The 23,664-nt window shown below is 72.0% G+C and carries 21 protein-coding genes; 8 read left to right on the top strand and 13 right to left on the bottom strand.

Annotation, left to right across the window (positions count from 1 at the left end; all coding sequences use genetic code 11):
* Positions 1 to 47: 47 nt before the first annotated feature.
* From ACZ7PG_RS09960 to ACZ7PG_RS09970, 3 genes are all read right to left on the bottom strand, one after another.
* Positions 48 to 812: a glucose 1-dehydrogenase gene (locus ACZ7PG_RS09960; RefSeq protein ID WP_364385166.1), complete on the bottom strand. Its 765-nt coding sequence runs from the start codon at positions 810 to 812 to the stop codon at positions 48 to 50.
* Entirely contained in the window at positions 809 to 1,666 is an 858-nt protein-coding gene (locus tag ACZ7PG_RS09965; protein WP_470238686.1) for a 3-oxoacyl-ACP reductase, read from the bottom strand. Before ACZ7PG_RS09965 ends, ACZ7PG_RS09960 begins: the two co-directional genes overlap by 4 nt.
* 82 nt (positions 1,667 to 1,748) lie before the next feature.
* Positions 1,749 to 1,940: a ferredoxin gene (locus ACZ7PG_RS09970; protein ID WP_470238687.1), complete on the bottom strand. Its 192-nt coding sequence runs from the start codon at positions 1,938 to 1,940 to the stop codon at positions 1,749 to 1,751.
* 70 nt (positions 1,941 to 2,010) lie between these two features.
* On the opposite strand from ACZ7PG_RS09970, the gene ACZ7PG_RS09975 reads away from it, so the two are divergent.
* Both ACZ7PG_RS09975 and ACZ7PG_RS09980 read left to right on the top strand, forming a co-directional pair.
* Positions 2,011 to 3,168, top strand: coding sequence for an acyl-CoA dehydrogenase family protein (locus tag ACZ7PG_RS09975; RefSeq protein WP_470238688.1), 1,158 nt, complete (start codon positions 2,011 to 2,013; stop codon positions 3,166 to 3,168).
* Between the two features lie 10 nt (positions 3,169 to 3,178).
* On the top strand, positions 3,179 to 4,201 hold the full coding sequence (locus ACZ7PG_RS09980) for an acyl-CoA dehydrogenase family protein (RefSeq protein ID WP_470238689.1): 1,023 nt from the start codon (positions 3,179 to 3,181) through the stop codon (positions 4,199 to 4,201).
* Positions 4,202 to 4,522: 321 nt separating this feature from the next.
* Here the strand turns inward: ACZ7PG_RS09980 and ACZ7PG_RS09985 are convergent, their stop codons facing one another.
* From ACZ7PG_RS09985 to ACZ7PG_RS10000, 4 genes are all read right to left on the bottom strand, one after another.
* A complete protein-coding gene (locus ACZ7PG_RS09985; RefSeq protein WP_470239030.1) occupies positions 4,523 to 5,656 on the bottom strand; it encodes a serine hydrolase domain-containing protein in 1,134 nt (377 codons plus the stop codon).
* Positions 5,653 to 8,334, bottom strand: a complete 2,682-nt coding sequence (locus tag ACZ7PG_RS09990; protein ID WP_470238690.1) for a bifunctional acetate--CoA ligase family protein/GNAT family N-acetyltransferase — start codon at positions 8,332 to 8,334, stop codon at positions 5,653 to 5,655. The genes ACZ7PG_RS09985 and ACZ7PG_RS09990 overlap by 4 nt, the downstream gene beginning before the upstream one ends.
* A gap of 2 nt (positions 8,335 to 8,336) precedes the next feature.
* On the bottom strand, positions 8,337 to 9,506 hold the full coding sequence (locus ACZ7PG_RS09995) for an acetoin utilization protein AcuC (protein WP_470238691.1): 1,170 nt from the start codon (positions 9,504 to 9,506) through the stop codon (positions 8,337 to 8,339).
* A 261-nt stretch (positions 9,507 to 9,767) separates the two neighbouring features.
* Positions 9,768 to 10,613: a sulfurtransferase gene (locus tag ACZ7PG_RS10000; protein WP_470238692.1), complete on the bottom strand. Its 846-nt coding sequence runs from the start codon at positions 10,611 to 10,613 to the stop codon at positions 9,768 to 9,770.
* 202 nt (positions 10,614 to 10,815) lie between these two features.
* On the opposite strand from ACZ7PG_RS10000, the gene ACZ7PG_RS10005 reads away from it, so the two are divergent.
* The 3 genes from ACZ7PG_RS10005 (at position 10,816) to galE (ending at position 13,793) form a co-directional block, all read left to right on the top strand.
* Positions 10,816 to 11,532, top strand: coding sequence for an iron-dependent transcriptional repressor DtxR (locus ACZ7PG_RS10005; protein ID WP_470238693.1), 717 nt, complete (start codon positions 10,816 to 10,818; stop codon positions 11,530 to 11,532).
* Positions 11,529 to 12,713: a galactokinase gene (gene galK / locus ACZ7PG_RS10010; protein WP_470238694.1), complete on the top strand. Its 1,185-nt coding sequence runs from the start codon at positions 11,529 to 11,531 to the stop codon at positions 12,711 to 12,713. The genes ACZ7PG_RS10005 and galK overlap by 4 nt, the downstream gene beginning before the upstream one ends.
* Positions 12,714 to 12,812: 99 nt before the next feature.
* On the top strand, positions 12,813 to 13,793 hold the full coding sequence (gene galE / locus ACZ7PG_RS10015; RefSeq protein WP_470238695.1) for a UDP-glucose 4-epimerase GalE: 981 nt from the start codon (positions 12,813 to 12,815) through the stop codon (positions 13,791 to 13,793).
* A 22-nt stretch (positions 13,794 to 13,815) separates the two neighbouring features.
* Here galE and ACZ7PG_RS10020 read toward each other — a convergent pair whose 3' ends face one another.
* Positions 13,816 to 14,913 (bottom strand): DUF4192 domain-containing protein, encoded by a 1,098-nt coding sequence (locus tag ACZ7PG_RS10020; RefSeq protein ID WP_470238696.1) that lies wholly within the window; start codon positions 14,911 to 14,913, stop codon positions 13,816 to 13,818.
* A 158-nt stretch (positions 14,914 to 15,071) separates the two neighbouring features.
* Positions 15,072 to 15,926 (bottom strand): M23 family metallopeptidase, encoded by an 855-nt coding sequence (locus ACZ7PG_RS10025; RefSeq protein ID WP_470238697.1) that lies wholly within the window; start codon positions 15,924 to 15,926, stop codon positions 15,072 to 15,074.
* Between the two features lie 93 nt (positions 15,927 to 16,019).
* On the opposite strand from ACZ7PG_RS10025, the gene ACZ7PG_RS10030 reads away from it, so the two are divergent.
* Together ACZ7PG_RS10030 and ACZ7PG_RS10035 are read left to right on the top strand one after the other, a co-directional pair.
* Positions 16,020 to 17,132, top strand: a complete 1,113-nt coding sequence (locus tag ACZ7PG_RS10030) for a sensor histidine kinase (RefSeq protein ID WP_470238698.1) — start codon at positions 16,020 to 16,022, stop codon at positions 17,130 to 17,132.
* Complete coding sequence (locus tag ACZ7PG_RS10035; protein ID WP_284741292.1) at positions 17,129 to 17,770, top strand: response regulator; 642 nt, start codon at positions 17,129 to 17,131, stop codon at positions 17,768 to 17,770. Before ACZ7PG_RS10030 ends, ACZ7PG_RS10035 begins: the two co-directional genes overlap by 4 nt.
* A 1-nt stretch (position 17,771) precedes the next feature.
* Here the strand turns inward: ACZ7PG_RS10035 and ACZ7PG_RS10040 are convergent, their stop codons facing one another.
* The 3 genes from ACZ7PG_RS10040 to ACZ7PG_RS10050 form a co-directional block, all read right to left on the bottom strand.
* Entirely contained in the window at positions 17,772 to 18,953 is a 1,182-nt protein-coding gene (locus tag ACZ7PG_RS10040; RefSeq protein ID WP_470238699.1) for a TRADD-N-associated membrane domain-containing protein, read from the bottom strand.
* A gap of 79 nt (positions 18,954 to 19,032) precedes the next feature.
* Positions 19,033 to 19,671, bottom strand: a complete 639-nt coding sequence (locus ACZ7PG_RS10045; RefSeq protein ID WP_470238700.1) for a YdcF family protein — start codon at positions 19,669 to 19,671, stop codon at positions 19,033 to 19,035.
* Positions 19,671 to 21,479, bottom strand: a complete 1,809-nt coding sequence (locus tag ACZ7PG_RS10050; RefSeq protein ID WP_470238701.1) for a Xaa-Pro dipeptidyl-peptidase — start codon at positions 21,477 to 21,479, stop codon at positions 19,671 to 19,673. Before ACZ7PG_RS10050 ends, ACZ7PG_RS10045 begins: the two co-directional genes overlap by 1 nt.
* Before the next feature lie 84 nt (positions 21,480 to 21,563).
* Here ACZ7PG_RS10050 and ACZ7PG_RS10055 point away from each other — a divergent pair, with 84 nt between their 5' ends.
* Positions 21,564 to 23,120, top strand: a complete 1,557-nt coding sequence (locus ACZ7PG_RS10055; RefSeq protein ID WP_470238702.1) for a DUF4139 domain-containing protein — start codon at positions 21,564 to 21,566, stop codon at positions 23,118 to 23,120.
* A gap of 61 nt (positions 23,121 to 23,181) precedes the next feature.
* Here ACZ7PG_RS10055 and ACZ7PG_RS10060 read toward each other — a convergent pair whose 3' ends face one another.
* Positions 23,182 to 23,613 (bottom strand): CBS domain-containing protein, encoded by a 432-nt coding sequence (locus ACZ7PG_RS10060; RefSeq protein WP_470238703.1) that lies wholly within the window; start codon positions 23,611 to 23,613, stop codon positions 23,182 to 23,184.
* Between the last annotated feature and the right edge of the window lie 51 nt (positions 23,614 to 23,664).

A 23,664-nucleotide genomic window follows, 5' to 3' on the forward strand; every position in this document is an offset into this window, starting at 1 on the left:
TTCTCCATACCCGGTGCCCGATTTTCGTTAGCGGTGTTAACTGATCGTCAGAAACTCAGGTTGAGGGCGTGCGAGGCCGTGGCACCGCCGTCCGCCACGAACTCCGCTCCCGTGCAGTACGCGCTTTCGTCGCTGGCGAGGAACAGCACCAGTTTCGCGACGTCTTCGGGCTGTCCGACGCGCCCGAGCGCGACCTTCTTCCCGACGTACGACATGTCGACTTTCTGCCCGCCGGCGGCGGTCTCGACCATCTGCGTGTCGATCGCGCCGGGGTGGACCGAGTTGACGCGGATGTGCTTCTTGCCGAGCTCCATCGCCGCGACCTTGGTCATCCCGCGGATGGCGAACTTGCTCGCGGTGTACGCGACGAGGTAGGGCATCCCGGCCAGACCCTCCACAGAGGACACGTTGACGATGGAGCCACCGCCGGCGGCGGTCATCGGTTCAACGACCGAGCGCATCCCGAGAAACGCCCCGATCTGGTTCACCCGGATGACGCGTTCGTAATCGGCCAGCTTCGTCTTGCCCAGTTCCGAGAAATGGAGGATGCCCGCGTTGTTGACCAGCACGTTCGGCGCGCCGAACTCCGTGGTCACGCGGTCGAGAGCGGTGACCCAGCCGTCTTCGTCACCGACGTCGAGGTGCTGGTAGACGGCCTGCTCCCCCAGTTCGGCGGCGAGCTGCTTGCCCTCGTCGTCGAGGATGTCGGCGATCAGCACCTTCGCGCCCTCGGCGACGAACGCGCGTGCGGCGGCCTCGCCCTGGCCGCGCGCGGCGCCGGTGATCAGGGCGATCTTCCCGTCCAGCCTCATGACTCTCCCAGGATCTCGGTGGCGGCGAACATCCGGCCGGGGTCGCGTTCGGCGAAGAACGCGCTGACCGACGTCTCGAGCTCGTCGAGGGACCAGCGCTGCTCGATCCGCGGCGCTTCGACCAGCGACACCGTGCCGCCGTGGACGATGAACACCTGGCCGTTGACGTGCTCGGCCGCGGGCGAGGCGAGGTAGGCGACGAAGGGTGCGACGTGTTCGACCGAGAGCGGGTCGGCGCCCTCGGCGGGAGCCGCGCCGAACACGCCCTCGGTCATCGCCGTCCGCGCGCGCGGACAGATCGCGTTGGCGCGGACGCCGTACTTGGCCAGGCCGCGGGCGGCCGACATGGTGAGCGCGGTGATGCCGGCTTTGGCGGCGGCGTAGTTGGGCTGGCCGGGCGAGCCGATGAGGAACGCCTCGGACGCGGTGTTGACCAACCGGCCGTACACCGGCTGTCCGTCCGCTTTGGACTTGTCGCGCCAGTACTTCGTGGCGTTGCGGGACAACAGGAAGTGGCCGCGAAGGTGGACGCGGAGCACGGTGTCCCAGTCGTCGTCGGACATCGAGAAGAGCATCTTGTCGCGCAGCACGCCCGCGTTGTTCACGACGATGTCGAGCCCGCCGAGGTCGAGCGCGGCGGCCACGAGCGCGTCCGCGGTGGCCCGCTCGCCCACGTCGCCGGCGACCGCGACGGCCTTGCCGCCGGCGGCTTCGATCTCTTCGACGACGTCCTTGGGCTCGCCGATGTCGTTGACGACGACGGTGGCGCCCTGCCCGGCCAGGGCGAGCGCTTCCGCCCGGCCCAGTCCCGCGGCGGCGCCCGTGACGATCGCTGTCCTGCCGGTCAGGCTCACGCGCGGCCTCCTCGTCGAGTCCTGTGACGGCGCCTACACTAGAATCTGTTCTCGCTGAGGGCAAGCCCTTGAGTAAACACCGCTAACTAGCGATGAACAGGGCGTTCTTAGGACAACCTTTCACGGCATCTGTAACAAGTTCTACCTGATTGTCCGGAACCGGTCCCGGCTGGATGACGAGCTCTTCGTCGTCGTCCAGGTCGAAGACGTCCGGCGCGAACCCCACGCACACCGCGTTCGCCTCGCAGAGCGAACGATCGACGCCGATCTCCATGCTTCCTCCGCCGCGTGAGTCCTGGTACAACTAGAACAGGTTCTACTATAACGCCGGATCGAGGTGACGGGTGCGGATCGACTACACACCGGAGCAGCGGGCACTGGCCGCGGAGCTCCGGGAGTACTTCGCCGAGCTGATGACGCCGGAGCGTCGTGACGGCCTGCGCGGCGCCGAATACGGCGACGGCGTGGCGTACAAGGAGATCGTCCGCCAGCTGGGCAAGGACGGCTGGCTGGCACTCGGCTGGCCCGAGGAGTACGGCGGGCAGGGCCGGCCGATGCTCGACCAGCTCATCTTCACCGACGAAGCGGCGGTCGCCGGGGTGCCGGTCCCGTTCCTCACGGTGAACACCGTCGGGCCGACCATCATGCGGTACGGCACCGACGAGCAGAAGGCGTTCTACCTGCCGAAGATCGCGGCCGGCGAGCTGCACTTCTCGATCGGCTACTCCGAGCCGGAGGCCGGCACGGACCTCGCGTCGCTGCGGACGCGCGCGGTGCGCGACGGCGACGAGTACGTCGTCACTGGGCAGAAGATGTGGACCAGCCTGATCGAGCACGCCGACTACGTGTGGCTCGCGGTCCGGACCGACCCGGAGGCGAAGAAGCACCGCGGGCTGTCGATCCTGATCGTGCCGACGTCCGCGCCCGGCTTTTCCTGGACCAAGGTGCACACCGTCGCGGGGGCGGGCACCAGCGCGACGTACTACGACGAGGTGCGCGTGCCGGTGTCGGCGCGCGTCGCCGAGGAGAACGCGGGCTGGCCGCTGATCACCAACCAGCTCAACCACGAACGCGTCGCGCTGACGTCGTCGGCGCCGGTGCGCAAGGCGCTCGCGGACGTCGTCGCGTGGGCGAAGGAAACCGGCGCCATCGAGCAGGAGTGGGTGCGGCTGCACCTCGCGCGGGTGCACGCCGGCGCGGAGTACCTGAAGCTGCGGAACTGGCGGATCGCGTGGGCGGCCGCCGCCAGCGAGCTCGGCCCGGCGGAGGCGTCGGCGACGAAGGTGTACGGCACGGAGTTCGCGATCGAGGCCTACCGCCTGCTGATGGAGGTGCTGGGCGCGGCCGCCGTCGTCCGCGACGGTTCGCCGGGCGCGCTGCTGGCCGGGCGGATCGAGCGGCTGCACCGGTCCGCGCTGATCCTGACCTTCGGCGGCGGCACCAACGAGATCCAGCGGGACATGATCGCCGCGACCGCCCTCGGCCTGCCCGTCACGCGCTAGGAGCGTCTTCATGGACTTCACCCCCTCCGAGGCGTCGGCCGACCTGGCCGCGCTGACCCGGCGGATCCTCGCCGACAAGGCCACGCACGACCCGCACGGCACCGGCGGCTTCGACGCTCCACTGTGGACGGCCCTCGGCCAGGCGGGCGTACTGGACGCGGCCCTGCCGTCGTCACTGGGCGGCGGCGGGTTCGGGCTGCTGGAGCAGTGCGCGGTGCTGACCGAGATCGGCCGCGCGGTGGCGGCGGTCCCGTACCTGCCGTCGATCACGATGGCGGCGTCGGCGCTGGCCGAGTTCGGCACGCCGGAGCTGGTGGACCGCTGGGTGCTGCCGGTGCTGCGAGGAGAACGCGTTCTAGCGGTGGCGCTGTCCGGTTTCACGGCCGCGAACGGTCTCGTGTCGGGCACGCAGACGGCGGTGCACTTCGGCGCATTCGCCCACGGGTTCCTCGTGGCGGCATCCGGCGAGGTCTACCTGGTCGACGCGGCCGCGCCGGGCGTCTCGGTCCGCCCCCAGCAGACGACCGACCACGCGGACGCTTGCCTGCTGGAGCTGTCCGAGGTGCCGGGGACGTCGCTGGGCGACATCGGCGAGTGGCTGCGCCTGCGCGGAACGGTGGGGGTGTGCGCGCAGCAGCTCGGCGTGGTCGAGCGGGCGCTGGAGCTGACGGCGTCGTACGCGGCCGAGCGCAAGCAGTTCGACCACGTGATCGGCGGGTTCCAGGCGGTCCGCCAGCGCTTGGCGGACGCGTACGTGGACGTGGAGGCGGTGCGGCTGACGTCCCTGCAGGCGGCCTGGCGGCTGGCTTCGGACCTCCCGTCGGCGGAAGCGGTGGCAACGGCCAAGTTCTGGGCGTCGGAGGCGGGCCACCGGGTGGCCCACACGACGGTCCACATCCACGGCGGAGTGGGCATCGACGTGGACCACGAGGTCCACCGGTACTTCACGGCGGCGAAGCGCCTGGAGTTCCTGCTGGGCGGAGCGACGCCGCAGCTCTTGGCCCTGGGCGACGAGCTGGCCGCGGACGCCTGACGGCGGTTGCTCTCTCGGTACTCGCGGCTCGCGCGAGGCGGCCGGCCACGAACGCACAGGCGGCCGCGGTTCGCGCGGGCCACCACGCCCGGCGCCCAATTCGTGCGGGCGGCGGCCGGTTCACGCGGGCGACCACGCCCAGCGCCCGACTCGCGGGCGGCAGCCGGTTCCAGCGAGCCACCACGCCCGGCCCCCGATTCGCGCAGGCGGCCACCGGTTCACGCGGCCGCCACGCCCAGCGCCCAACTCACGCAGGCAGCCGCCGGCTCGCGCAGGCCACCACGCCCGGCGCCCAACTCGCGCGGGCCGTCGCCGCCGGTGCTACTTCGCCGCGTACGTCCAGACCTCGCGCATCAGCCCGGTCGGTTCCGGGCCGCGCAGCTCGACCTGGGTCAGCAGGATCGTCACCGTGCCCGTCGCCGGGAGCAGGTGCCAGGCCGTGCCCGCGCCGCCGACCCAGCCGTAGCGGCCCGGGACCTCCCACGGCCGCTTCGCCTCGACGTCGACCGAAGCGCCGTAGCCCCAGCCCTGGCCGTGCAGGAACACTCGCCCGGCCTCGCGCTGGGCCGGTGTCAGGTGGTCGGCCGTCATCCGGTGGACCGACTCCTGCGTCAGCAGCCGGTGGTCGCCCGCCGTTCCGCCGGCCAGCAGGAACCGGGCGAACGCCAGCAGGTCGTCGGCCGTCGACACCAGCCCCGCCGCGCCGGACGGGAACCGCGGCGCGGCGCTCCAGCGGCCCTCCGGCGAGTCGACCAGCTGCAGCCCCGCCCCACCCGGCCGGTACGCGCTCGTGAACCGGCCCAGCGCCGCGGTCGGCACCGCGAAACCGGTGTCGGCCATGCCCAGCGGCTCGAACAGCCGCTCCGCCAGGAACTCCGGCAGCGGCCGGCCCGACACCCGCGCGACCAGCACGCCCTGGATGTCCGAACCGGTGTCGTAGAGCCACGCCTCCCCCGGCTGGTGCAGCAGCGGCACCTGCGCCAGCGCGGCCGTCCACTCGTCCGGCGCCAGTGCCCGCGGTGCCGCCGCCGGGTGACCCAGCACCTGCAGCAGCAGGTCGACCGCGGGCAGCGTCATGTCCGCCGCGAGGCCGTAGCCGCAGCGGAAAGTGAGCAGGTCGGCCACCGTGATCGGGCGTACGGCGGGCACGACGTCGTCGACCGGCCCGGCCGGCGTCCGCACGACCACCGGCGACGCCAGCTCCGGCAGCCACCGCGCGATCGGGTCGTCCAGCGCGAGCTCGCCGTCGTCGACGAGCAGCATGACCGCCGCGGCGGTGATCGGCTTGGTCAGCGACGCGATGCGGAACAGCGAGTCCCGCGCCATCGGCACGGTGCCTTCGGCGTCGGCCGACCCCGCGGCCGCCGCCTCGACCTGGTCGCCGTGCGCGACGAGGGCCACCGCGCCGGGCACGTCCGCGGCGTGCTGCTTCAGCAGTTCGGTCAGCACGTTCAGTCCAGGGGGTTGATGGCGCGCAGGCGCCGCGGGCCGGTGTCGGGCCGCGACGGCGGCGGCCCCAGCACGAGCCGGGCGTTGGCGACGAACGCGCCGTCCGGCGACGCGAGGATCGGGTCCAGCACCAGTGACCGCACCTCCGGGTTGTCCTCGGCGAGCGCGGCGACGCGCAGCACCATGTCCTGCAAGGCGGCCAGGTCGGCGGGCTCGTCGCCGCGGTAGCCGGTGAGCAGCGGCGCCGTCCGGGGCTCGCGCAGCAGCGTCGCCGCGTCGACGTCGGTGAGCGGCACCGCCCGGTAGGCGCGGTCCCCCAGCAGCGTGCTGACCAGCCCGGACAGCCCGAACGACACGAGCGTGCCGAACGACGGGTCGTCCTGCAGCCCGATCACGCACGACAGGCCCTTCGGGGCCATCCGCTGGACGTACACGTCGTCGTCATCGGAGATCTCGCGCAGCGTTTCGTAGGCGGTGCGCACCGAGTCCGCCGACGCCAGGTCGAGCCGCACCCCGGCCAGGTCGGGCCGGCCGCGCAGCCGCTCGTCGACGGCCTTGAGCGTCACCGGGTACCCCAGCTCGGCCGCCGCCGCGACGGCTTCGTCCACAGTGGACGCGACGCGGAACGGGACGACGTCGATGCCGTAGCAGCCCAGCAACCGCACGACGTCGGTGTCGGACAGCAGTGTCGTCTTGCCGTTCTCGGCGTCGAGGAACTCGCGCACGATGCCCTGCGCCTGCTCGGTGTGGATCCCCGGCGGCGTCACGAGCGTGCCCTGCGGGCGCTGCCGCCACGCCGCGTACCGGATGACCCTGGCGAGGGCGTTCACCGCGCGTTCCGGGCTCGGGTACGACGGGATCGAGCCACGCGTCGGCGTCCCTTCGTCGGTCAGGACGGCGAGCTCGTCCGGCACGCCTTCGGCGGCGAGGAACGTCGAGACGATCGGCTTGCGCTGCCCCAGTTCGACGACGGTTTCACGCAGGGCGCGCGCGTAGGCGGTGCCGGGGATGGCCACCGGCGGCGCGAACACGACGACCAGCGCGTCGGTCTCCGGCGAGGTGAGAGCCTCGCCGACCGCCTTGGCGAAGTCGTCCGGCCCGGCCTGCGGGCCGACGTCCACCGGGTCGAACGCCAGCCGCAGGCCCTGCATCCGCGCGGTGTCGGCGGCGAGCAGCCCGATCGCGCTGGAGTTGCCGACGATCGCGACCCGCGGCCCGGCGGGCAGCGGCTGGTGGGCGAACACGAGCGCGGAGTCGAACAGCTGCGCCAGCGAGTCGACCCGGACCACGCCGGCCTGCTCGAACAGGGCCTGGACGCTGGCCTCGTCGATCTCCGTCGACGTCGCGGCCAGCTGCGGGCGGACAGCGTGGCGCCCCGACTTCACCGCGACGATCGGCTTCGTCCGCGCGAGCCGCCTGGCCAGCCGCGCGAACTTGCGCGGGTTGCCGAAAGACTCGAGGTACAGCAGGACGAGGTCGGTGTCCGGGTCGGTCTCCCAGTACTGGAGCAGGTCGTTGCCGGAGACGTCGGCGCGGTTGCCGGCCGAGACGAACGTCGACAGGCCGAGGCCGCGCGACTCGGCGTCGGCGAGGATCGCGGTGCCCAGCGCGCCGGACTGGCAGAAGAACCCGGTGCGCCCGCGCACGGGCAGGCGCGGCGCGAGGGTGGCGTTGAGCCGGATGCCGGGCGCGGTGTTCAGCACGCCGAGCGCGTTCGGGCCGACGACGCGCATGCCGTGCGCCCGCGCCTCGCCGACCAGCCGCAGCTCGGCGTGCAGGCCGTGCGGCCCGGCTTCGGCGAAGCCGCTCGAGAGGATCAGCAGCGTCTTGACGCCCTTCGCGAGGCAAGCGTCCAAAACGGACTCGACGGACTCGGCGGGCACCGCGACGACGGCCAGGTCGACCGGGTCCGGGATGTCCAGCACCGACGGGTACGCGCGGACGCCGCGGACCGAGCGGTGGTCCCGGTTGACCGGGTAGACGGTGCCGGTGAACGCCGCGGCCAGGAGGTTCACGAAGGCGACGTGGCCGACCTTGCCCGGCTCGGCGGACGCGCCGATCACCGCCACCGACGACGGGTGCAGCAGGTTGTGCACGCTGCGCGCCTCGGCCGCCTGCTCCCGCGAGCGGGCCACGGCGAGGGACTCCTCGGTCGGGTCGATGTCGAACTCCAGGTGCAGCACGCCTTCCTCGAACTCGCGGCTGACCTGGTAGCCGGCGTCGCGGAAGACCCGCACCATGGCGGCGTTCTCGGCGAGGACCTCGGCGACGAACCGGCGCAGCCCGCATTCCGATGCGGCCGCGGCAAGGTGTTCGAGCAGGATCGAGCCGACCCCGCGGCCCTGGTGCGCGTCGCTGACGACGAAGGCGACCTCGGCCGACGGCCCGTGGTCGAGCCGTTCGTACCGGCCGACCGCGACGATGTCGTCACCCAGGAAGGCGGCGAAGGCGACCCGGTCGTGGTGGTCGACGGTGGAGAACCGCTTCAGGTCCTTCTCCGGGATCCGTGGATAGGCGCCGAAGTAGCGGAAGTAGCGAGTGCGCTCGGACAGCTTGCCGTGGAAGGCGACGAGGCCGTCGGCGTCGGTGGGGACGACCGGGCGCAGGTGGACGGTGCCGCCGTCGGACAGCACGACGTCGGCTTCCCAGTCGCGGGGGTAGTCGAAGGGGTCCCGGCCGGCCATCGTCAGTCCCTGGGGTCGTCCGGGTCGAGCCCGTGCAGCGGGAAGACGGCCCGGCGGGTGTCCCGGACGGCGACGTCGACCGGGTCGTCCTCGCCGTCGCCCCACGGCTTGAACGCGGTTTCGCGGTCGTCGGTCATCGCCGCCGGCAGTTCGGCGTGCGGGGCGGCCTTGGAGACGGTTTCGACCCAGCCGGGCGGCAGCGGCGTCGCGGGGGCGACGTCCCGGTCGAGGACGGTGGCGATCAGGTGCGTCCACGACCGCGGGACGACCCGGATCAGCTGGTACCCGCCCCCGCCGACGGCGATCCACTTGCCGCCGGCGTAGGTCTCGGCGAGGTCGCGCAGGGTGGCGTAGATGGTGCGGTGCCCGTCGACGGACAGCGAGAGGTCGGCCAGCGGGTCTTCCTCGTGCGAGTCGACGCCGCACTGGGTGAACAGCAGCTGCGGTTCGAAGTCGGCGAGCAGGGAGGGGACGACGGCGTTGAAGGCGCGCAGCCACCCGGGATCCCGCGTCCGCGGCGGCAGCGGGACGTTGACGGAGGTGCCGTCGGCCTTCCCGCGGCCGGTTTCAGCGGAGTAGCCGGTGCCCGGCCAGAGCGTGAAGGGGTGCTGGTGCATCGAGATGGTGAGGACGCGCGGGTCGTCGTAGAAGGCGGCCTGGACGCCGTCGCCGTGGTGGACGTCGGTGTCGATGTAGGCGATCCGCTCGAAGCCGTGGTCGAGCAGCCACGAGATGGCGACGGCGCAGTCGTTGTAGACGCAGAACCCGGACGCCTGGTCGCGCATGGCGTGGTGCAGACCCCCGGCGATGTTGACGGCCCGGGTGGCCTCGCCTTCGGCGATCTTCCGGGCGGCGAGCAGCGTCGAGCCGACGACGAGCGCGGAGGCGTCGTGCATGTCGGAGAAGACGGGGTTGTCGGAGGTCCCGAGCCCATGCCCGACATCCCACCCGACGAGCGGCGCCTCCCGCACGGCGGCGATGTACTCGGGGGCGTGGATGCGGAGGAGTTCTTCGTCTCCGGCGCTGGTGGGGACGAGGAGCGGGACGTCGTCGAGCACGCCGAGCTCGGTGGCCAGCCGGACGGTGAGCTCCAGCCGGACGGGGTTGAACGGATGGTCCCCGCCCAGGTCATAACCGAGCAGAGCGGAGTCCCAAACAACAGCCGGCGACATGCGGTCGACTGTAGTGCCGATCGGGGGAATCCGTGGACCGGAAGTGGCGCGGCCCGCTCGGTCCGCCGGCGCCTCCCGGGCCGCGCCGGCTGCCGCCGGCGCTGGGCTTGGGCGAGCGGCGCCAGGATGAGGCCCCCACCACGCCCGCCCGCGCCGCAGAGGCACACCGCTGCCGCACGCGGCACGTAGACGGCCCGCCCGAGGCGAGCAGTCGCGGACGCATGCCGCGGGCGGGCGCTGCCGGCCTCTTCGAGCCTCCGGTCAACCGGGGAGGGTGCCCGTCGCTGCGGGGCGGCGGGGGTCGCGGGACCAGTGGGACCACGAGCCCGCGTACAGGCCCGCGCCCGGGTGGCCGGCCAGCTCCAGGGCCAGTACCACCGAACTCGCCGTCACTCCCGAGCCGCAGTACGCGCCGACCGGCTCGCCTGGGCGCAGGCCCAGGTCCGCGAAGCGGGCGGCCAGCTCCTCGGGTACCCGCCAGTGGCCGTTGCCGTCCGTGTGGCCGGCGAACGGGGCGTTCACCGCGCCCGGGATGTGCCCGGCCCGCGGGTCGACCGGCTCGGTCTCGCCCGTGTAGCGCGGCGTCGCGCGGGCGTCGAGCAGGAGGCCGTCTCGGGCCAGCGCTGCCGCTTCGTCCGCGTCGAGCACCGGCATGCCGCCCGGGCGGACCGTGACGTCGCCCGGGTCTGGCCGGGCCGGTTCCGTGCTCACCGGGTGGGCGCCGGCGGTCCACGCTGCGTAACCGCCGTCGAGTACCGCCACCTCGTCGTGGCCGGCCCAGCGCAGCAGCCACCACGCCCGCGCCGCGACCGAGCCGTCGGCGTCGTCGTAGACCACCACCGGCGCACCCGCCCGCACACCGGCCGCGCGCAGGTCGCGCTGCAGATCGGCCGGGTCGGGCAGCGGGTGGCGGCCGCCTTCGCCCGGCTCGCCCGCGAGCACGCGGTCGAGGTCGGTGAAGACCGCGCCGGGCACGTGGCCTTCGCGGTACGAATCGGCGCCGGGCGGGCCGGCTAGCCGCCAGCGGACGTCGAGGACGACGGGCCGGTCGCCGGCCGGGCCGGCCAGTGCGGCGGCGAGGTCGGTGGTGCTGATCAGCGGACGCATGCCTCCCATCTTGCAGCGGCCGCCCGCCCGGCCGCCTCGGGGTGCGGACATATCCGTCACCGGCGGGTTGTCCCCGATCCGGCCCAAAACAGGCGAAGACGGACCGCGGCGGATCCGGTTCCGCCGTGGCTGCCCGTCTTATCGGTAACCATCGGCGCGGTATCGCGAAGGCCCGCCGCCGCTGTCGGGGTCAACGACTACGATGAGCAACGCGGACGAAGGGGACAGCGTGAACGATCTCATCGACACCACCGAGATGTACTTGCGTACGATCTACGAACTCGAAGAAGAAGGTGTCGTCCCGCTGCGCGCCCGCATCGCCGAGCGCCTGCAGCAGAGCGGCCCCACCGTGAGCCAGACCGTCGCCCGGATGGAGCGCGACGGGCTGGTCGTCGTGGCCGACGACCGGCACCTCCAGCTGACCGACCACGGCCGCGAACTGGCGATCGCGGTCATGCGCAAGCACCGGCTGGCCGAACGCCTCCTCGTCGACGTGATCGGCCTCGAGTGGGAGCACGTCCACAACGAGGCCTGCCGCTGGGAACACGTGATGAGCGAGGCCGTCGAGCGCAAGCTGGTCAAGCTGCTCGACCACCCGACCACCTCGCCCTACGGCAACCCGATCCCCGGCCTGGACAAGCTGGGCGACGGCGACCCCGCGCCGCCCGCGGAGGCCGACCTGGTCCGGCTCGACGAGTTCGCCCGCACCGGCGGCGGCCGCGTCGAGATCCGGCGCATCGCCGAGCACGTCCAGCTGGACGAGTCGCTGATGACCGAGCTCAAGTCCGTCGGGATCGTGCCGGGCGGCACGGTCACCATCGGCCGGTCCAACGGCGGCACCATCGAGGTCACCGGCGGCGACAACACCGCTCAGGTCGCCAGCTCCGCGCTGCACGCCGTCCTGGCGCTGGCCAGGTGAGCCCGGCCTCCGAGGCCGCTTCGGCGTTCCGCACGGTGCACGGCCGCGAGCCCGCCGGCGTGTGGTCCGCGCCGGGACGGGTCAACCTGATCGGCGAGCACACCGACTACAACGACGGCTTCGTGCTGCCGTTCGCCCTGCCGCACCGCCTGGCCGCGGCGGCCTCGCCCCGCGAGGACGGCATCCTGTCCGTGGCCACCCTGGGTGACGACGGCCAGCTCCAGCGCTCCGGCGAGCTCAAGATCGCCGACCTGGCGCCGGGCACCGTCGACGGGTGGGCCGCGTACCCGGCGGGGGTCGCCTGGGTGCTGCGTGACCAGGGCTTTTCGGCCGGGGCCGACCTGGTCATCGCCGGGGATGTGCCCTCGGGCGCCGGTCTGTCCTCCTCCCACGCGCTCGAGTGCGCGGTGTCGCTGGCGTTGCTGGGCCTGGCCGGGCTGGAGCTGGGCGCGTCCGGCGACCGCGTGCCGACGCGACCCGAGGTCGCGCGGTGGGTCCAGCAGTCGGAGAACGACTTCGTCGGCGCGCCCACGGGCCTGCTCGACCAGACGGCGTCCCTCTGCTGCACCGAGTCCCGCGTGCTGTTCCTCGACGTCCGGTCGGGCGAGCAGGAGCAGGTGCCGTTCGGCCTGGCCGAGGCTGGGCTGCAGGTGCTGATCATGGACACCCGCACGAAGCACTCGCACGCCGAGGGCGGGTACGGCGAGCGCCGCCGCGGCACCGAACGGGCCGCCGAGCTGCTCGGCGTCAAGGCGCTGCGCGACATCACCGTCGAAGGGCTCTCCGCGGCCCTCGACCGGCTGCCCGAGGACCTGGTGCCGCTCGTGCGGCACGTCGTCACCGAGAACCAGCGGGTCCTCGAAGTGGTCGAGCTGCTGCGCGCCGGCCGGCTGGCCGACATCGGCCCGTACCTGGACGCCTCGCACGTCAGCATGCGCGACGACTACCGGATCTCCACGGCCGAGCTGGACCTCGCGGTCGACTCGGCCCGGACGGCCGGCGCCCTCGGCTCCCGGATGACCGGCGGCGGGTTCGGCGGCTCGGCGATCGCGCTGGTCCGCGACGCCGACCTGGACGGGGTCAAGACGGCCGTCGAAACGGCGTACGAGAAGGCCGGCTACCGGCGGCCGCGGATGTTCACCGCGGTGCCCTCCCGCGGCGCCGGGCGCGACGAGCTCTGAGGCCGCGTGGGTCCGGCCGGGGCAACCCCCGCCCGGACCCGCGCGTCGCCATGAGGGAAGACTGTGGCGCACAGTCACCCTCGACAGGAAGGCCTGGACGTGTCGGAGCAGAGCAACGCCCTGAAGCTGGTCGTCACGGGCGGGGCCGGGTACGTCGGCAGTGTCTGCGCCGCCCGGCTGATCGAGGCCGGGCACCAGGTCACGGTCGTCGACGACCTGTCCACCGGCCACGCCGACGCCGTCCACCCGGACGCGCGGTTCGTCGAAGGTGACGCGGCCGAGGTGGCGGGCAGCCTGCTGCGCGAGGGCTTCGACGGCGTGCTGCACTTCGCGGCCAAGTCGCTGGTCGGCGAGTCGATGACGGAGCCGGCGAAGTACTGGGAAGGCAACGTCGTCACGTCGCTGCGCCTGCTCGAGGCCATGCGCGAGCACGGCACGCCACGACTGGTGTTCTCCTCGACCGCGGCGACGTACGGCGAGCCGGAGCAGTCGCCGATCCCGGAGTCCGCGCCGGCCCGGCCGACCAACACCTACGGCGCGACGAAGCTCGCCATCGACCACGCGATCACCAGCTTCGCCGGCGCGCACGGGCTGGCGGCGGTGAGCCTGCGGTACTTCAACGTCGCGGGCGCGTACGGCGCGTTCGGGGAGCGCCACACCACGGAAACCCATCTGATTCCCCTCGTTCTCCAGGTCGCCACGGGCGACCGCGAACAGATCAAGATCTTCGGCGACGACTACCCGACGCCCGACCACACGGCGATCCGCGACTACATCCACGTCGTGGACCTCGCCGACGCGCACCTGCTGGCGCTGAAGCACGCCACGGCGGGTACGCACCGCATCTACAACCTGGGCAGCGGCACGGGGTTCTCCGTCCTCGAGGTGATCGAGGCGTGCCGCGAGGTCACCGGCCACGCGATCCCGGCCGAGGTGGCAGCGCGCCGGGCCGGCGACCCCTCGGTGCTCGTGGCGGCCAGCGACCGGGCCCGTGAAGAGCTGGGCTGGAAGCCGGAGCGCACCGATCTGACCGGGATCGTCCGGGACGCTTGGGAGTTCACCCAGGCCCGGCAGGGCTGAGACGGAGGCCGCGGCGGGCCCCTCAGGGTTGCTCGCCCGGCGCCTCCGAGCGTCCACAAGCGACGAACTCCCCGGCCTCGCCGAAATCCGGTGGGGTCAGCCCGAAACCGGACAACCCGGTCGGGTCCGCGGCCAGCGCCAGTCCCAGCAGCTGCGCCGGCGGCATGCCGTGGTTCAGCACCGTCCACAACAGCCCGGCCAGCACGTGATTCGGCCTCGCCGCCAGCGCGTTCTCCAGGGCCATGCCCGCGAAGGTGCCGTCGCCGCGCATGAAGGCGGTGTAGCCCAGCAGGGCCGCCGCTTCCGCGCGTTCCGGAGCCGGCAGCTCCTGGACGAGCGTCAGCCACAGGCGCTCCGCCTCGCGCGCGGCCGGGCCGTGGGGTGGGACCGCCATCGCCAGGCACACGTCCCGGATCTGCGGAACCTTCAGGGCGTACGCCAGCAGGACCGCTTCCTCGTCCGTCGGCGGCCCCGAGCCGCGCCGCTGGCGCTCGAACGCCGCTCGGATCACCGAGGCCGCCTCGGACACGCAGGTCGCGTCGGGCCAGGGCAGCGAAGGTGTCATCGACGCGGCTCGGCGAGCGACGGCCTCCGGGGAACGCGGGGCCAGCAGCGCCTCCAGCTCGTGGCGGCTGTCGAACGCCACCGAGCCGCCTTCCGTCGCCATCGCCGCCATCACGGTCGCCCGGGGGTCCGGCAGCTCGCCGCCGCATTCCGGGTCCGTGTAGCAGCCCCACGGCGCGTCTTCGGCGATGTCCGCCACCCACATCGCGTGCAGCACCGGAAGGCCGAACTCGCCCAGTGCGTCCGTCAGCTGCTCGACGAAGCCCGCGTGCGGTGGCGGGCTGCCGGGTCTTCGGCGGCCGCCGACCACCACCAGGGTCACGCCGGTGTGCGGGACGAGGGCGAACCGCGGGGCGAGCGCCCGGGCCTGCTGGGCGCGGTCTTCACGACGCGGGAGGTCGCCACGCATCACCAGGCCCGGGCGGTCGCCGCGGTGCCCGAGCAGGACGACGGAGTTCGCGGGCCGGAACCCGATCAGGTAAGGGAGCGCGGCCAGCAGCTGCGCGGGGCTTCGGAGGTCGACCGGCGGCCGGCCGGTCGGGGTGGCGGTGGTCATGCCTCCACCTTGGGGCCGGCCGGGGCCGGTGGGGGCGGTGGCGGCAAATCTGTGGATGGCCGGGACCGATGTGGACGGATCCGGCCGGGAGCCGGCCGGTCGGCGGTTTCTTGTCGGTGGGGCGGGCTATGCTGCCCGGCCCCACCGACCGGCCCGGCTCAGCCGCAGTGCTCGAAGCCGCTTTCGTAGGTGTTGCTGCCCACCGAGCCGCCCCACTTCACGCAGGTCGCCTCGGCGGTCTTCTTCACGGGCCCGGCGTAGTAGGTGAAGCTGCCGGAGTCGGTCACCCGCGCCGCGCCCTGGACCTCGAGGAACGCCGAGACGGGGCTCGCCGTGCCCAGCGACGTCGCCTTCAGCGTCGTCACGCAGTTCGCCTTGGTCGAGGCGTTGTACAGCAGGTACGTCGTACCGGAGGAGCCGGCGAGCGCCTGCTGGTCGACGACGGAGAAGCCCGAGCCGCAGACCTCTTCGGCGGAGTAGGGGTTGCCGCCGCAGTTGTTCTTGCTGGTGAAGTCCGTGTGCCCGTAGTACGGCACGGCGACGCCGTTCAGCTTCGCCTTCTGCACCACGCCGTTCAGCCGCTCTTCGAAGTGCAGGTGCGGGCCGGTGACCCCGCCGGTCGCGCCCGCCTTGCCGAGCTCCTTGCCGCCGGCGACCGACTGCCCGACCGAGACCTCCTGGGCCGACAGGTGCGCGTACCGGGTGCGCCAGCCGCTGCCGTGGTCGACCTCGATCCACTTGCCGTAGCTCGTGCTGCCCTCGTCGGCGACCCGCGTCACCGTGCCGGACGCCGCGGCCAGCACCGGCATGCCCGTGATGCCCGACTTCTGGAAGTCGACCGAGTACTCGGGGCTGTGGCCGCTGAACGTCGCCGCGGTCACGGTGACCCCGCACTTGAACGGCACCTGGAAGTTCGGCGCGGCCGACGCGGTCGCCGAGCCGGCGAGGGTGAGGCCGAGCGCGGGCAGCGCCGCGGCGGCGGCGAACACGGCGAGCCGTCGCAACCTGGACATGGGCAAACCTCCTGACGAAGGGGACATCTCGACACCGCACAGCGAAGCCCGCGTCGGTACATTTTCCGTACAAGCACCCAGCGGAGGACACTGATGATCGCCACACGACCCGGGCGCCCCCAGGCCCAGGACTGGGTGCGCTGGGGGTTCGTCGCGGTGCCGATGTTCGCCGCGATGCCCCGGGCGAACACGCTCGCGTGGATCCTGATCGGGATCACCCTGGTCCTGTCGCTCCCCCTGCTGTGGATCTTCGACGCGGGCGGCAGCCGCTTCCTGCCGGTCTTCAGCATCACCGTGATCGCGGCCGCGGGCACCCTGTGGGCGATCGTGCCGAACAGCTGGGCGTCGGTGACGATGTTCAGCACCACGTTCTTCGTCGTGCTCTGGCAGCCGAAGCTGCCGATCTTCCTCGCGGTCGGCATCGACCTGGCCGCGATCACGTTCTGGGCGGGTTACCACCACGCCTGGGACGGAGCGCTGCCGACGTACGCGATCGTCGCCGTGATCGTGCTGCTCGGGCTGAACCGGCGGACCCGGCTGGCCCGGATCGAGCAGACCGAGCTGGCCCTGGCCCGCGCGCAGACGGCGACGGAAGAGCACGCCCGCGCGGCGGCGCTGGCCGAACGCACCCGCATCGCCCGCGAGCTGCACGACGTCCTGGCGCACTCGCTCGCCGGGCTGTCGCTCAACCTGCAGGGCGCGCGGCTCATGCTGGTGCGCGACGGAGCGAGCCCGGACGCCGTCGCGCAGATCGAACGGGCGCAGAAGCTCGCGTCGGACGGCCTCGCCGAAGCCCGCAAGGCCGTCGCCGCGCTGCGCGAGGACGCCGTCCCGGTCGAACGCACGATCGCGGACCTCCTCGCCGCCTACCGGCTGGACAGCGGGGCCCGGGCGGACCTGACGATCGAGGGCGAGCCGCGCGAGCTCGCCCCGGCGGTCGGCACCGCGCTGGTCCGCGCGGTGCAAGAAGCCCTGGCCAACACGCGCAAGCACGCCGCGCAGGCCGAGGTCGACGTCACCCTGGACTACGGCTCCGGGAGCGTCGACCTGACCGTCGCCGACCGGCAGGGCAGGCGCCCGCCGGACGCGCCGGCGGCAGGCTACGGTTTGCGCGGGATGAGCGAACGGGTCGCGCTGCTCGACGGGCGGTTCGAGAGCGGGCCGGGGGAGGACGGATGGCGGATTCACCTGACGGTGCCGGCGTGACGCTGCGCGTGGTGCTGGCCGACGACCAGGCGGTGGTCCGGGAAGGCCTGGTCACGCTGCTCGGGCTGCTGCCGGGCGTCGAGGTGGTGGGCGCCGCCGCCGACGGCCTGGCCGCCCTCGACCTCGTCGCCGAGCACCACCCCGACGTCGTGCTGGTCGACCTGCGGATGCCGCGCTGCGACGGCGTCGAGACCACCGAGCGGATCCGCGCCGAGCACCCGGGCACCGAGGTCGTCGTGCTGACCACGTACGCCGACGACGAGTCGCTGCTGGCCGCGTTGCGCGCCGGCGCCCGCGGGTTCCTCACCAAGGACGCCGACGCCGAGGCGATCGCCAGGGCCCTGCGCTCGGCGGCCGCCGGCCAGTCCACAGTGGACGGCGAGCTGCAGCGCCGGCTCGTCGAGGCCGCCACCCGCAGCACGCCCCAGCGGGTCAAGGAGATCGAAGGCCTGACCGCCCGCGAGATCGAGGTGCTGCGGCTGATCGCGGCGGGCCTGTCGAACACGGAGATCGCGCGCACGCTCGTGGTGAGCGAGGCGACCGTGAAGACCCACGTGAACCACCTGTTCACCAAGGCCCGGCTGCGGGATCGGGCGCAGGCGGTCGCTTTCGCCTATCGGACGGGCATCGCGGACTGACTCACCCGGCAGGCGGGGTGGCGCCGCCGCGCTCCTGTCTCGCAGCGATCTCCGCGACGAGCTGGAACGCGGAGTCCCGGCCCTGGTCGTCCGCCACCTTCGAGACCAGGAAGTTGGCGAAGTACAGGTGGTGAGTCGCCACCAGCCGGTCATGGAACGTGCCGATGGACTTCACGGTCTCCGTGAACATCCGGAGATAGACGACGGCGATGAAGTTGCCGAGGATCCCGCCGATCGCCCCGAGCGCCGCCACCAGGATCTTCTCAAGCGCCCCAGCCGGGTCCATGGAGCGGAGCAGGGCGAACGCGACCGCGATGACCGAGAACCCGGCGACGATGCAGAAGATCCCGGTCAAGAAGATCAGCCCGCGCTGCCGGAGTGCCTGGTCGTAATACCGCTTCAGCTGCTGGCTGTGCACCTGGAACAGTTTCATCGCCCGAGGCTCCAGCTCCTCGTCTTGGAGTGATTCGACGATCTCCTCCTTGTCGCGGATCGCTGCGATGTCTTGGAACAGCGAGAGTGCTTTCGCCCGACCCCACGCGCCATACGCCAGTAGTACAGCGCCGCAAAGCACAGTCAACGCAAAGACTCTCGCGGAGCCGGTCAAAGCGAACGCGAACCCGCCGCCCACGATGCAGAGCACGGCCACCAAGATCGTCGCGGCCGAAAGCCACCTCAGCCGATGCCGTCGTGTATCCATCCGGCGTACTCGATGGTCGATCGCAGCAGAGTCAGCGGAGAGAACCGGGTCGGTCTTCTCCACCTCCAGATCGCAGCCCGGACTCCAGGCGGCAGTTACCCGAAGGGTCCGTTTGAGCTGCATTTCGCCGCGATGTTTCAGCGCTGGGATGAAGACCTTCAGCAACGCGAGGACTTTCACTTCGAACCGCGTGCCCACCGTAAGACGACTGAACCTGCCCAAGTTCAGTCGTCCGTAAGCGTAGAGCCTGGCGGTGATGACCACGCTCTTCGCGTCGAGCTCGAGAGTGGCGCTTCGGACGTCCTTGAACTGTTGCCGCGCCGCGTGCAGGAGCAGCTTCTCCCCTCCGCTCACGAGCTCGCCGAGCTTGTACGCGGCAAGGGATGCCCCGTCCGCGGCCCGGAGGGTCAACCTGACCGAGATCATTTCTCCCGAGGAGAGAACGAAATCAGTCGCTGCCCGGAGTTCCTCCAGTTTCACCATGGCTTCCTCCTCGGCGGTCTCGGCCGTCGCCACCGGGGTCGAAATCCGAGCGACCGGCGTTACCCATCGGAGACGAAGTTCAGAGCAGTCGTTGCGTGAACCCCGCCGCCGCGAGGCGGCCGAACGCGCCCTCCACGACGTCCGGGACGTGCTGCGGGATCGCGAAACCCCGCGCCGCGTACTCGGTGATGCGCTGTGTCTCGCCGACCAGCATGCTGATCACCCGGTCGACGTCTTCTTCGCCGGTGAGGTGGTCCTCGAACGACACCGCCCTCGACGCGCACACGATGTCGACGCCGGGCCAGAGCCGCTTCGCCGTCGCGTAGGCCCGTCGCTGCTGGTACGGCCGCGTCACCAGCGTCACCGACCGGATCTCCCGACCGGCGAGCAACGCGCGGGTGAACACGATGTTCTCCCCCGTGTTGCGCGCCTCGCGCTCAACCAGGATCACTTCGTCGGGCACGCCGAGTTCCAGCGCGATCTCGCGGTAGTGGACCGCTTCGCCGCGCGGGAAGCGCTCCACCGTCGTCGGCGCGTTGGCGCCGGTGAACACCACGAGCGGGAAGCGCCCCGCGTGGAACAGCTCCGCCGTGTGGACGGCGACGCCGGGATCGCGGCTGCCCAGCCCGATCCCGGCGTCGGAACGCCGTGGCTCGTGCCGCAGGTCGTGGTAGTCCCACAGCGTGCGGACGTCGGCGTCCAGGTGCTCCGGCAGCATCAGCCGAACGCGGCTCGCAGGGCCGGCTTGCCGCCCGTGACCGGGAGCGTCACCGACGTCTTGGTCAGGTCGAGCGCCAGCCCCGCGCCCGGCTTCGGCCGCAGCGTGTAGTCGTGGTCGCTGGACGCCAGCAGGAACTCCAGCCGGTGCCCCGCCGCGAGAATGTAGTCCTTCGGCATCAGCTCGACGCCGATCTTGTACGTCTGCCCGGGCGTGATCGGCTCGGTCCGGGCCGGTGACGTGCGGTTCTGCGGGTCGGTCCAGCCGCGGCTGATGATGTGGGACGTGCCGTCGGGGGCGCGGTCGAGCAGGATCGCGGAGACGTTCGCCGCGGGCCGGTCGAACGCCAGCGCCAAGTCGGCGCGCGCGGTGCCCGAGAGACGTACGGACTGCTTCGCCGCCGAAGTCGCGTACAGCAGCCTGTTGCCCGAGGAGGCCAGGCCGGCCAGCTGCTCGATCGTCTTCGACGAGTCGTCGGCGAGGGTTTCGACGGCCGCGGTGCCCGGGACGGGGTTGCGGGTGTCGATGGTGCCCTTCGCCTTGCCGCCGGGCCACGGGTAGACGCGCACGTCGGCCGTCGTGGGCGCCGGCCAGTCGGCTTCGTCGACCCACGACAGGTCTTCGCGCTGGATCGTCGCCTTCGGCTCGTTCTGGATGCCGTTGGCGATGCCGTAGAGGTAGTGCGACATCCACTTGTTCAGCGTCGTGAGCCAGACGTCGCGCCGCAGCGAGTACGGGTCCGCGTGGCCGGACTGGTGCAGCCAGATCTTGTGCTCGACGCCGTGCGCCTTCAACGCGTCGTACCACTCTGCGACCTGGTCGGTCTTGACGTTCCAGTCGTTGAGGCCGTGCACCGCGAGCACCGACGCGTGCACCTTCGCGACGTCGTTGCGGTAGTTGCGGACGTCCCAGAACGGCGTGTAGTCGCCGGTGACACGGTCCTGGTCGCGGGTCAGGCCGTCGATGACCGGGCGGCAGACCTGCCGGTCTTCGCGGGTGTAGACGTACTCGGCGAGCACGTCGGCGTCCTCGCCCTGGTAGCCGCCGGCCGCGACGACGGCGCCGTCGTTGCGGTAGTACTGGTACCAGCTGGAGATGGCGGCGATCGGCACGATCGTCTCGAGGCCTTCGACGCCGGTGCTCGCGACGGCGTTGGGCAGCGTCCCGTTGTAGGACACGCCCATCATGCCGGTCTTGCCGGTGCTCCAGTCGGCCTTCGCCGCGGCGCCGGCGGCGTCGCGGGCGGGCGTCCGGCCGTTGAGCCAGTCGACGACCGAGCGCGCGCCGATCGTCTCGTTCACATCGCCTGTGGTCGGGCAGCCGGTCGAGAGGCCGGAGCCGAGCGACTCGCCGTAGACGACGGCGAACCCGCGCGCGGTGAAGTAGTCCTGGTAGCGCCAGGTGATCGGGGTGGCCGGGCCGACACCGTGCGCGGCGACGCGCGGGCCTTCCGGGCCGCGGGCGTACCCGGGCGCGTAGAGCTCGACGTCGACGTCGTGGTTCGCGATGTCGTTGCCGCCGGCGTAGTACGGGCTGGCCTGGTAGACGACGGGGACCTTCAGGCCCTGCTGCGTCGCGCGCGGGCGCACGACCTGGGCGTGGACGAGGTCGTCCCGGCCGTCGTGGTCGCTGTCGACGGGTGCGGTGACCCAGACGTCCTCGCGGATGACGTCGGCCGGGTTGAAGACCGGCTGCGCCTGGCCGCCGGTGAAGACCGGACCGGGCGGGTCGGCGGCTTCGGCGGTGACCGCCGTGAGCGGCAGGGTGGCCAGTGCGAGGAGCAGGACTGCGGTTCGTGCGGCTTTCACTCAAACCCCCAAGCCGGGCGAAGCGGACGACTGTCGAGACTTCCGCTCCGGCCTCGGGAGTGTCAAGAGACTAACGTCGGGGGCATGCCGACCGTGGAAGCGCCGATCGCCGCCGTGACCGTCTACCCGCAGCAGGCCCGGATCACCCGCCGGGGCAAGGCCCCGCTCGACGGCGGGCCGCGCCTGACCTTCGCCGGGCTCCCCCTGTCGCTCGACCCGGGCTCGGTGCGCGTCACCGGGACCGGTCCCGCACTGATCACGGGCGTCGACGTGCGCACCGAACGGCACGCCTCGCCGGCCGACGCGGCGTTGCGCGTTCTGGTGGAGCAGCGACGCGCGGACCAGGCGACCCTCGACGGCGTCGTGGACGACGAAGCGGCCGAAGCGATGAAGGTGGATCTGCTGACTTCGCTCGCGAAGCGCAGCGGCGGCAGCTTCGCGAAGGCGCTGGCAGCCGGGACCGCCGAGCCGTCGCGCGTCGCGGAGGTGACCGACGCGCTGAGTGAGCGGCTGGCTTCCGCGTTGAAGGCGCGACGGGTGCTCGTGGATCGGATCACGCGGCTGCGCGAGGACCTCGCCGCTTTGGATCGGCGGATCGAGTCGCATAGCGCGCGGTCCGAAGAGGACAGTACGTCGGTGGTGGTGGAGCTGGAGATCTCGGACCCGTCGGGGTCGGCCGAGCTGGAACTGTCCTATGTGGTCCCCGGGGCTAGCTGGGAGCCGGGGTACGACGTCCGGGTGCGCGAAACTTCCGTCACGGTGATGTCGTACGGGTTGGTCAGCCAGCACACGGGCGAGGACTGGCCGGAGTGCGAGCTGGCTTTGTCGACGGCGCGGCCGGCGATTTCGGTGGTGGTCCCGGAGCTTTCGCCTTGGTATCTGGACCGCGTCCACCCGGTCCCGCCAGCGCCGGCGGGGGCGTACGGCGGTTCCGGTGGCGGGATTCCGGAGGGTGCGCGGATGAGGGGTTTCTCCGCTGCTGCCGCAAATATGGCGCCGAAGTTCGCCACCGTCGAACAGGGGACGACGGCGGTGACGTACCGGCCGTCGCGTCCGGTGGCGGTGCCGTCGGGGGCGCAGGGGCATCGGACAACGTTGGCTGAGCTTTCGCTGACGGCTGAGTTGGGTTACGTGACCGCGCCGGTGTTGGCGGAGGAGGCGTATCTGCGGGCTGTCGTTGTCAACACGTCTTCTTTTGCGTTGCGGCCGGGACGGGCTTCGGTGTTCCACGACGCCGAGTTCGTGGGGACGACTTCTTTGGAGGCATGGGCGCCCGGGGAGGAACTGGAGCTGGCGTTGGGAGTGGACGACCGGATCCGGGTCGAGCGGGAGCTGGTTCGGCGGACCGCGTCGAAGGCGACTTTGTCGGGGCAGAGGCGGCGTGAGGCGGAGTATCGGATTTCCGTGGCCAACCACGGGCCGCGTTCCGCGGTGGTGACGGTGCTGGATCAGGCGCCGGTTTCGCGGGACGACGCGGTGACGGTTCGGGATGTGAAGACATCGCCGGAGCCGGTCGAGACTTCGGAGCTGGGCGAGTTCACGTGGAAACTGACCGTGGCGGCGGGTGAGACCGGCGAGGTGAAGCTGTCTTACCGGGTGGATGTGGCGAAGGGTGTGGAACTCGCAGGCTGGCGGGAGTGAGACATGGCCGAGGGCCGGCCACCCGTCGTCGGGTGAACCGGCCCTCGTGTCCAGCCGACTTCTAGCCCTGGGAGATGTACGCCTCCAGCTGTTCCTGGCTCTTCTCCAACTGCTCCATCCGGTTCTTCACCACGTCGCCGATGGAGATGATCCCCGCCAGCCGACCGTCCACCAGGACCGGGACGTGCCGGATGCGGCGCTCCGTCATCAGGACCGACAGCTGGTCCACCGAGTCCTCCGGACCGCAACTCGCCACCAGCTTGGTCATGATCTCCGATACCGGCCCGTCCAGCAGGCCCGGGCCGTGCTCGTTCAAGCGGCGTACCACGTCGCGCTCGGAGACGATGCCCGCTATCGAGCCTTCCGGGGACACCACCACCATCGCGCCCACGTTGTTCTCGGCCAGGCCGGCCAGCAGCGCGGTCACCGTGGTCTCCGGGGTGACCGTTGCGACCGCCGACCCCTTCTTGCGCAGCAGATCCGCAATCCGCATGGCGATCCTTCCCGTCGGTGAGCTGGATCACCACAGGGTAAGGGCACCGGG

Source organism: Amycolatopsis sp. NPDC114504 (assembly GCF_055633595.1).